2 protein-coding genes and 1 pseudogene are annotated in these 2,462 nt (G+C 74.0%); 1 reads left to right on the top strand and 2 read right to left on the bottom strand.

The window, feature by feature from the left end; genetic code table 11:
• Positions 1-148 precede the first annotated feature (148 nt).
• A complete protein-coding gene (locus SACSA_RS27065; RefSeq protein WP_019819199.1) occupies positions 149-937 on the top strand; it encodes a hypothetical protein in 789 nt (262 codons plus the stop codon).
• 37 nt (positions 938-974) lie between these two features.
• On the opposite strand, the gene SACSA_RS0118400 is transcribed toward SACSA_RS27065, so the two are convergent.
• Positions 975-1,811 (bottom strand): tRNA (adenine-N1)-methyltransferase, encoded by an 837-nt coding sequence (locus SACSA_RS0118400; protein WP_028662020.1) that lies wholly within the window; start codon positions 1,809-1,811, stop codon positions 975-977.
• A 118-nt stretch (positions 1,812-1,929) separates the two neighbouring features.
• Positions 1,930-2,462, bottom strand: a pseudogene (locus SACSA_RS23700) (site-2 protease family protein); the annotation flags it as partial.

Genomic DNA, 2,462 nt, shown 5'->3' with positions numbered 1-2,462 from the left:
GCCGAACCGCCCGCGCGGGGGCCGGGTGGCCCGCCTACGCCCTCGGCCGTCCACGCCACCGGCACGCGCGGCCGGGTCACCCGGAGGACGGGCCTACCATCCGGGCGGCCACAGTGGATCACCACAGGCAAGATCAGAAGGGGAACGCATGACGCAGCCACCGCAACCGCCCGGACAGCCGGGACAGTGGGGACAACCCGGTCCGTACGGCCAGCCGAACCAGCCCGGACCACAGGGCTACCCCGGCTCGCAGGGGCCCGGTGCACAGGGGCACCCCGGCCAGTGGGGACAGCCCCAGGGCGGCCACCCGCCGGACCAGCAGGGGTACGCGCAGTACGGGCAGCCCGGGTACCCGCCCGGCGGCCAGTACGGCCAGCCGGGATTCGGCCCGGGCGGTGAACCACCCCGCCCGAAGAAAACCGGGCTCATCGTCGGCCTGAGCGTCGGCGCCGTCGTCCTGGTCGGGGCCGCCGTCGCGCTGGTCCTGTGGCTCACCGGCGGGGACGACGACGAGTCCGACAACCAGGCCCAGCAGACCCCGGCCGGGCAGAGCCAGCCTCAGCTTCCCGGGCAGCCGAGCGCGCCGGGACAGCCGAGCGCCCCCGGCCTGCCACCGGGCAACGGTCAGGACTCGGACAGCCAAGCCCCCTCACCCGGCACGGGCTCCGGCGACGACCAGGCCGCCGTGCAGGACCTGGCGGACAAGGCCATCGAGGCGGTCAACACGCAGAACGTCGAGCTGGCCAAGGAAGTCTCCTGCCAGCCGCACACGGTGGGCAAGCCGAAGAACGGCACCCGGATCGAGCAGACCGGTGACGTGATCATCTCCGGTGACACGGCCCAGGTCCCGGTCGAGGCCTCGCGCGACGGCGAGACCAGGACCCTCACTCTCACCGTGAGCAGGACGGCGGACGGATGGTGCATGGGCGAGGCCTGAGCCGCCCGTGGCGACGCTGACGACGTCCGAACGGGTGTCAGCCCCGGCTGGGCCTGCGGCGCGGCCGGGGCGGTGTCACCCCGTCGGCGAGCCTGCGCGCGGTGAGCAGGAACGCCGTGTGCCCGACCATGCGCTGCTCGGGCCGCACGGCCAGGCCCACCACGTGCCAGGGGCGCACGATCGTCTCCCACGACTGCGGTTCGGTCCAGCACTGCTGCTCCCGCAGCGCCTCGGTGATCCGGGAGAGCTGGGTCACCGTCGCGACGTAGCCGACGAGCACACCGCCCGGCACCAGCGCCGAGGCCACCGTGGGCAGCACCTCCCACGGCGAGAGCATGTCCAGCACCACCCTGTCGACCTGGCCGGCGGGCCCGTCGACGCTGTGCTCGGAGAGATCACCGACCCGGAGTTCCCAGTTCGCCGGGGACTCGCCGAGGAACCGTTCGACATTGCGCACCGCGTGCTCGGCGTGGTCGTCGCGCACCTCGTACGAGAGCACCCGGCCCTGGGGGCCGACCGCGCGCAGCAGCGAACACGTCAGCGCCCCGGAGCCCGCGCCGGCCTCCAGCACGCGGGCACCGGGGAAGATGTCGCCCCACATCAGGATCTGCGCGGCGTCCTTGGGGTAGATCACCTGAGCCCCGCGCGGCATGGAGAGCACATAGTCGGCCAGCAGGGGCCGCAGCGCGAGATAGGCGGTGCCGCCGGTCGAGGTGACCACCGAGCCCTCGGGGGCGCCCAGCAGGTCGTCGTGCGCGATGGCGCCCTGGTGCGTGTGGTACTGGCCGCCCTCGGACAGCACGATGGTGTAGTGCCGACCCTTGGGGTCGGTCAACTGCACCCGGTCACCAGCACGAAACGGCCCTGCTGACACCACACCTCCACGGCGGAACATCCTCGGCGGTTCGCGGGGGGCGCCCGGAAGGCGGCTCGCCCCGCACGATCGGCCGTCGATCGTCGCAGACCGGCCCGACACGCACTCAGGCGGTACGTCACCATGCCGCCTCCCTGGCCCGGGCCAGGTCGTCGCGGCGCAGAACGCCCGCGGGCCGCCCCTCCGCGTCGACCACCAGGAACTGCCAGGTCGGCACCTCGGCCACGTGCTCGGCGATCTCGTCCGCGCCGTCACAGGTCAGTAGCACCGTTTCCGGCCGGATCGGCTCGGCGGCGCGCTCGGCGGGGGCCTGCGGTGAGTCCACCGCGAGCTCCTCGGCGGCACCGATGTCGAGCAGCCCGACGGCCACCCCGTCGGCGCGCACCAGGACCACGCCCCGGCCCGCCGAGGCCGTCAACGCGGCCGACACCGGACTCTCGGCGGGCAACTGCAGGACCGGGCGCACCAGTTCGCGCACCGAGACTCCCCTCGGCCAGTCCCGCGCGGACTCGGCGGCGAACTCGCCCGTCGCTCCCGTGGCGACGAACCAGGCCGTCACCGCGCAGACGCCGAGGCGCAGCCAGCGATCGTCGCTGCCCTGCGCCAGACCCCACAGCGCCCACACGAGCAGGCCCACCGCCACCAGGCCGC

Origin of the sequence: Saccharomonospora saliphila YIM 90502 (assembly GCF_000383795.1) — a bacterium.
In the GTDB taxonomy this organism is placed as follows: domain Bacteria; phylum Actinomycetota; class Actinomycetes; order Mycobacteriales; family Pseudonocardiaceae; genus Saccharomonospora; species Saccharomonospora saliphila.
This window is presented reverse-complemented; position numbering and strand designations above follow the sequence as displayed.